Source organism: Peterkaempfera griseoplana (assembly GCF_001418575.1).
Taxonomy (GTDB): domain Bacteria; phylum Actinomycetota; class Actinomycetes; order Streptomycetales; family Streptomycetaceae; genus Peterkaempfera; species Peterkaempfera griseoplana.
The window spans coordinates 1-6,441 of sequence record NZ_LIQR01000038.1; the positions used below are offsets into that span (position 1 = coordinate 1).

At 75.7% G+C, this 6,441-nt stretch carries 5 protein-coding genes and 1 pseudogene; 2 read left to right on the forward strand and 4 right to left on the reverse strand.

The features are described 5' to 3' along the window. Window positions 1-1,090 (reverse strand): annotated as a pseudogene (locus AOK09_RS39885) (SUKH-4 family immunity protein); the annotation flags it as partial. Between the two features lie 7 nt (window positions 1,091-1,097). Then, complete coding sequence (locus AOK09_RS02915) at window positions 1,098-2,126, reverse strand: SMI1/KNR4 family protein (RefSeq protein WP_079062685.1); 1,029 nt, start codon at window positions 2,124-2,126, stop codon at window positions 1,098-1,100. Between the two features lie 196 nt (window positions 2,127-2,322). On the opposite strand from AOK09_RS02915, the gene AOK09_RS02920 reads away from it, so the two are divergent. Both AOK09_RS02920 and AOK09_RS02925 read left to right on the forward strand, forming a co-directional pair. Further along, window positions 2,323-2,964 (forward strand): DUF1349 domain-containing protein, encoded by a 642-nt coding sequence (locus AOK09_RS02920; protein WP_407675336.1) that lies wholly within the window; start codon window positions 2,323-2,325, stop codon window positions 2,962-2,964. Between the two features lie 35 nt (window positions 2,965-2,999). Then, entirely contained in the window at window positions 3,000-3,848 is an 849-nt protein-coding gene (locus AOK09_RS02925; protein ID WP_055585508.1) for an NAD-dependent epimerase/dehydratase family protein, read from the forward strand. A gap of 54 nt (window positions 3,849-3,902) precedes the next feature. On the opposite strand, the gene AOK09_RS02930 is transcribed toward AOK09_RS02925, so the two are convergent. After that, window positions 3,903-5,096: a DegT/DnrJ/EryC1/StrS family aminotransferase gene (locus tag AOK09_RS02930; protein ID WP_055585509.1), complete on the reverse strand. Its 1,194-nt coding sequence runs from the start codon at window positions 5,094-5,096 to the stop codon at window positions 3,903-3,905. 41 nt (window positions 5,097-5,137) lie between these two features. Beyond that, window positions 5,138-6,277 carry a DegT/DnrJ/EryC1/StrS family aminotransferase gene (locus AOK09_RS02935; RefSeq protein WP_055585510.1) on the reverse strand — a complete coding sequence of 380 codons (1,140 nt, stop codon included), beginning with the start codon at window positions 6,275-6,277 and terminating at the stop codon, window positions 5,138-5,140. Window positions 6,278-6,441: the final 164 nt, after the last annotated feature.

The following is a 6,441-nucleotide window of genomic DNA, read 5'->3' on the forward strand; positions in this document are numbered from 1 at the left end:
CGATGCTGGCCTCCCCGGGCATGCCGAGGCTGCCCGGGGAGGCCAGCATCGTCGGGGCGTGGTCGAGCGGCTCACCGGGCCCGCCCGGGCCTGCGTCAAAGGGGTTCGGCGGCGGCGGGGGCGCCGGATACCCGTACCCGCCCCCGGCGCCCACCGGCGGCGGAGGCGGCGGGGACGCCGGACCGCCCGCCTGCGGCGGAGGCGGCAGCGGAGCACCATGCACCCCCAGCGGAGGCGGCGGAGGAGCCGGATAGCCATACCCGCCCTCGGCACCCACCGGCGGCGGAGGCGGCGGGGACGCCGGACCGCCCGCCTGCGGCGGAGGCGGCAGCGGAGCACCGTGCACCCCCAGCGGAGGCGGCGGCGGAGCCGGATAGCCATACCCACCCCCGGCGCCCACCGGAGGCGGAGCCGGATACCCGTACCCGCCCCCGGCACCCACCGGCGGCGGAGGCGGCGGAGACGCCGGACCGCCCGCGCCGAAGGGGTCGCCGCCCAGCGGCGGCGTGGGGCCGGCGGCCGGAGCCGACGGCGGCCTCGCGGCGACGGAGGGCCCGGGTGCCGGAGTCCGGTCAGGCGGGGAGAGCATGGTCGGCACATCGCCGGGCGGCCCGTCCCCCACCGGCGGGGCGACCATCATCGAGGGCGTCTCCGCGGCCGGAGCGGCCGGGGTCGCCGCGCCCCGCTGCCCGGCCAGCTCGGCCGCCTCGGCGGCCATCGCCGCCGCGCCCGCCTCATGGAGCCACTGCGGCGGGCTGAGCAGGAACGAGGTGGCCTCGGCGAAGTCCCGCGCGGGCGGTGCCGGGGTCGATGTGGGGGTGGCCCCGGCGGGGCGGCCGTAGGCCTCCTCGTACCGCCGGACCACCTCGTTGACCGGCAGCGGCGGCCAGAGCGTGGTCGCCCCGCTGTCGCGGGCGATGACCAGCCGGACCTCCCCGCCGTCCGAGGAGGGACCGTCGGCCCGGTCCACGGCCCAGCAGACGAAGCCCAGGTCGAACTCCCGCACCCGCACCTCGCGGCGCTGGAAGTGCGCCACCCCGCCGTTGATCCAGTCCTCGGCGGTCTCCTGCGCCTGCGCGTACGTCACCACGGCCGGATCACCCCTGCCCCTTCACCGGGACGGCACGGGCGAACCCGCCGTCCACCATCAGCTCGGCCACCGTCTGCAGCTCCGGCGGGCTGCCCGCCAGCCGCAGCAGAAACGCGTCGAAGTCGTCGCCGCAGGGCAGCAGCAGACGCTCGCAGCGCTGCTCCGGCGGCTCGTCACCGCCCCGGTCGCGGGCGTCGTCGTACGGGCAGAACCACACCGAGCCGATGCCCGCGCCGCGCACCTTGAGCGCCAGCAGGCCGCCCTGGGTGTAGGCGACGGCCAGGTAGTCCTTGGTCAGGTGGTCGCGTACGCACTTGTTGACGTAGACCAGGTCGTCGAGTTCATAGCCGTCACGAACCCCGAAGAAGGGCTGGTCGACCAGCAGTCCCAACTCGGTGTCCAGGGCCACGCCCACGGGGGCGCGGCCGCCGGCGACCTTGAGGAAGCCCCGGTAGGCGCCGGGCAGCCGATAGCCCAGCCGCTCCTCGACCCGCTGTATCTGGCTCTCCGTCACCGCGACCGGGTCGCTGCCGTCCTTGGTGAGGGAGAAGTGGGCGGGCCGGTGCTCCTGCAGCGGGCGGGTACCGCGCCGGGTGTGGTCGGCGGTGGAGAGCGCCAGTCCGCCGTGGTGGCGCAGCAGCGCCTTCACCTCGACGGGCACCAGCTCCAGACGCCGGCGGCCGGCCGGTGCGCCGCCCACGGCGTGGTGCCAGGTCCAGCCGTGCGGGGTGGCCACCGCGCAGTCGAGGTCGGCCCAGAGTTCATGGCCCTGGCTGTAGAGGGCCGCGTTGGCGGAGACGAAGTCGGTGAGCCGCAGTTCGTCGACGCCGAAGCCGTCGGGCGGGTCGGCCACCTCGGCGGCGGCCACCGCGAACTCGCCGAAGTCCGGGTACCCCTGCTCATCGACCCGCACGCCCGCCGGGTACCGCTCCGCCCGTACGGGATCGGGGAACTTCACCGCCTGGCCCGCGTAGGCGGCGCCAGGCGCCTGCGCCCTGCCCGCTCCGGCGGGCGCCCCGGGCCGACCTGTCGTCATCGAGATGCCCCCAGTGGCTCAGCTCCGACTTCTCGGCCCCAAGCCTAGGGGGTGGACGCCGATGCGGTTCTTCCCGGTCACAAGCCCGCCGCCCGCGCACCCCGCCCCCCTGGCGCGGCGCGGCGCCGCCCAGCAGGATGGGACCCGGCCGCCCGCGCCCCGGCGCGGTACGGCATCGAGGGAGGGGGACGCCGCTGTGGCCGGACCTGAGGTTTCTGACGCGGGGGGACACGCCATCCAGGGCCTGCTGATAGCACTCGCCGAGGAGGGACCGCGCGGCGGCTCCTGGGTCATCGACGGCGGGACGCTGACCATGACATCCGCGCCGGGAACCGACCTCTTCGCCGATCCGATGGGCCGCGAGGGGGAGCAACTGCCCGACGCGGCCCGGCTGGTGGGCGTACCGCCCGAGGGGGACTTCACCCTCGCCGCCAGGGTCACCGTGGGGTTCCGCTCCACCTATGACGCCGGGGTGCTGCTGATCCACGCCGGGGAACGGCTCTGGGCCAAGCTCTGCTTCGAGTACTCGCCCCAGGGCAGACCGACCGCCGTCACGGTGGTGACCAGGGGCACCTCCGACGACGCCAACGCCCATGAGGTGATGGGCGATCAGCTGTGGCTGCGGATCACCCGCACCGGGGCGGCCTTCGCCCTGCACTCCTCGGCGGACGGCGACCGGTGGCGGCTGCTGCGCTACTTCACCCTCGGCCCGGAGGCCGCGGACCGGGTGAAGGTGGGCTTCATGGCCCAGTCCCCGCTCGGCGAGGGCTGCACCGCGGTCTTCGACCGCATCTCCTTCCAGCGCCAGGCCCCCAAGGACCTGCGCGACGGAAGCTGATGCCACGTCACTCCACAGGAAAGGGATATCCCGTCATGCGCGTCTTCCTCGCCGGGGCGACCGGCGCCGTCGGCCGTGTGCTGCTGCCGCTGCTGCTCGACGCGGGGCACCAGGTGGTCGCGGCCTCGCGGACCCCCGCCGGAGTGGAGCGGCTGCGCGGTCAGGGCGCCACCGGGGTACAACTCGACGTTCTGGACCCCGCTGCGGTGGTCCGGGCGCTGACGGCCGCAGAGCCGGATGCGGTGCTGCACCAGCTGACCGCGCTCTCCGACTACGACCTGGCCGCCAACACCCGCATCCGCACGGAGGGCACCCGCAATCTGGTGGACGCCGCGCTCAAGGCGGGGGCGAGACGCATCGTCGCCCAGTCGATCGCCTTCGCCTACGAACCGGGCGGCTCCCCCGCCGACGAGTCCACCCCGCTGGACCTGACGGCGCCGGAGTCCAGGGCCACCACCGTCGCCGGGGTCCGGGCGCTGGAGGACGCGGTGGCGGAGCTTCCGCACCATGTGGTGCTGCGTTACGGGGCCCTCTACGGGCCCGGCACCTGGTACGCGCCGGGCGGGCTGATGGCGGACCGGCTGCAGGAGGGCCGGCTGCGGGCCGACGACGGCGTCAGCTCCTTCGTCCATGTCGGGGACGCGGCGCGGGCCGCGGTGGACGCCCTGGGGTGGCCGAGCGGGGTGGTCAATGTGGTGGACGACGAGCCGGCGGCCGCACGCGAGTGGGTCCCGGTGCTGGCCGCGGCGCTGGGTGTGCCCGCGCCGGAGCCGGTCGGCGGCCGTACGGGCTGGGAGCGCGGTGCCCGCAACGCCGCCGCCCGCGCCCTCGGCTGGCAGCCTCGCCATCCGACCTGGCGTACCGGTTTCGCGGCGCAGGACTGACCGCCCGCCGGCGGGTCGACCGGTCGTACGGTGGGCCGCCGGCCGCCGGCCGCCTCAGGTGGTCGCTCCGGCCATCGCCTTGGCCAGCGCCTCGGCGACCCGGGTCTGCTGGTCCACGGTGATCTGGGGGAAGAGCGGCAGGGTGAGCAGTTCCCGGGCTGCCTGCTCGGCCACCGGGAAGGAACCCTCGCCCCGGCCCAGGGAGCGGAAGGCGGGCTGGAGATGGACCGGTACGGGGTAGTGGATGCCCGCGCCGATGCCCGCCTCCTGCAGCGCGGCGAGGACGGCGTCGCGGGAGCGGCCCGCGCCGATCCGCACGGCGTACAGATGCCAGACGTGCTCGTTGCCCGGCAGGGTGCGGGGCAGGGTGACGCCGTCGATGCCGGACAGCAGCGCGTGGTAGCGGTCGGCGGCGGCGCGGCGGGCGGTGTTCCAGGCGGGCAGCCGCCGTAGCTTCGCCCGCAGCACCACGGCCTGGACGGTGTCCATCCGGGAGTTGAAGCCGAAGCGGTCATGGACGTACTTGCGTCCCGACCCGTGGTCGCCGATCAGCCGGACGGCGTCGGCGAGGGCGTCGTGAGAGGTGGTGACGGCTCCGGCGTCGCCGTAGGCGCCGAGGTTCTTGCCCGGGTAGAAGCTGGTGGCGGCGATCCGGCCCCAGGAGCCGGACGGCCGCCCGTGCTGGGTGGCGCCCTGCGACTGCGCGGCGTCCTCCACCACGGGCAGGCCGTAGCGGGCGGCGAGGTCCAGCAGCGGATCCATGGGGGCGAGCTGGCCGTTCAGATGGACCGGCAGCAGGGCGGTGATCCGGCCGGGCCGTCCGTCGCCGCCGGCCGCGGCGACGGCTCCGCCGTCGGCGGCCAGGACCTCGGCGACCCGGTCCGGGTCGATCAGCAGATGGGCGGGGTCGACGTCCACCAGAACGGGCTGCAGGCCCGCCCGCACCACGGCCTCGGCGGTGGCGACGAAGGTGTTGGCCGGCAGCACCACCGCGCCTCCGGGCGGCAGTTCCAGGGCGCGCAGGGCCAGCTCCACCGCGTCGGTGCCGTTGGCGGTGCCGACGCAGTGGCGGGTACCGGCGAACTCGGCGTACTCCCGCTCGAACGCGGCGACGTCGGGGCCCTTGATGTAGGCACCGGAGGCGAGGACCCCGTCGATCCCCTCCCTCACCTCCTCGGCGACCTCCGCATGGGCGGCCCGCAGGTCGACCAGCGGGATCGGTGCGTCTGCGGGCGGGCTGGCGGTCATGGCGTGCGGTCCCCCGGAGGTGGTGTGGGTGGCGGCGGTACTCAGCCTGCGGCGCCGAGCAGCGCCGCGGCGACCTGGTCCTGCTGCTGCTCCGTCAGGGAGTGGTAGAGCGGCAGGATCAGCGAGTTGCGGGTGAGGTGCTCGGTGACGGGCAGCGGGACGCGTGCGCTGCCCGCGTACGGGGCCTCCAGATGGGCGGCCATGATGCCCCGCCGTGCGGAGATCCCGGCGGCGGCGAGCTTGCCCAGCAGGTCGCCGCGGGAGACCGGGAAACCGTCGGGCAGCAGCAGCCAGCAGGACTGCTGGTTGGTGGTGCCGTGGGGCGGGTCGGCGACCAGCCGGGCCCCCGCGGCGGTGAGCGGGGCGAGCAGGGCCCGGTAGCGCTCGGCGAGGGCGCGCCGCCGCTCCACCAGGGCGGGCAGTTTGCGCAGCTGCACCAGGCCGATGGCGGCCTGGATGTCCGTCATCCGGTGGTTGAAGCCGATCTCGTCATAGGTCTCCAGCACGGCGGCGCCCCCTGCGGAGGCGTGCCGTTCGGCCGCGGAGACGCTCATCCCGTGCTCGCGCAGTCTGCGCAGCCGGGCGGCGACGGCGGCGTCCTGGCAGGTGACCATGCCGCCCTCGCCGGTGGTGAGCAGCTTGCGCGGGTGGAAGGAGTAGGCGGCCAGCGCGGCGCCGCGGCCGGCGGGGGCGCCCCGGTAGGTGGACCCGGCGGCGCAGGCGGCGTCCTCGACGACGGTGATGCCGCGCGGGTCGGCCAGGGCCCGCAGCGCGGCGAGGTCCACGGGGACGCCGCCCTGGTCGACGGCGATCACGGCCCGGGTGCGGTCGGTGAGCAGCGGCTCGACGGTCGCGGGGGTGAGATTGCCGTCGGCCGGGTCGACATCGGCGAAGACGGGCACGGCCCCGACGTAGGTGACGGCGTTGGCGGTGGCGATGAAGGAGAACGAGGGGACGACCACCTCGTCGCCGGGGCCGACCCCGGCGCCGATCAGGGCGAGGTGGAGGGCGGTGGTGCAGGAGGAGACGGCTACGGCGTGCGGGACGCCGAGGTGCTCGGCGAAGGCCTGCTCGAAGGCGGCGACCCGCGGGCCCTGGGCGATCCAGCCGGAGCGGACCGCCTCGGCGGCCGCCTCGGCCTCCTCCTCGCCGAGCCAGGGGATCATCACGGGGATGGTCATGCGTCGCCCTCCGGGTTCGCGGCGGAGGTCTCCGCGGTGGTGCGCCGCCACCAGGCGACCAGGCGGCGCAGGCCCTCGTCGAGGTCCAGCTCGGGCTTCCACTCCAGGTCGCGCTCGGCGGCGCCGATGTCGGCCAGGCGCCGGGTGACACCGCCGGCGGTGTC

Excerpts from the sequence above, each read along its gene's own strand:
- AOK09_RS02915 (WP_079062685.1), bottom strand. The coding sequence starts at position 2,126 with ATGACGACAGGTCGGCCCGGGGCGCCCGCCGGAGCGGGCAGGGCGCAG.
- AOK09_RS02925 (WP_055585508.1), top strand. The coding sequence starts at position 3,000 with ATGCGCGTCTTCCTCGCCGGGGCGACCGGCGCCGTCGGCCGTGTGCTG.
- AOK09_RS02930 (WP_055585509.1), bottom strand. The coding sequence starts at position 5,096 with ATGACCGCCAGCCCGCCCGCAGACGCACCGATCCCGCTGGTCGACCTG.
- AOK09_RS02935 (WP_055585510.1), bottom strand. The coding sequence starts at position 6,277 with ATGACCATCCCCGTGATGATCCCCTGGCTCGGCGAGGAGGAGGCCGAG.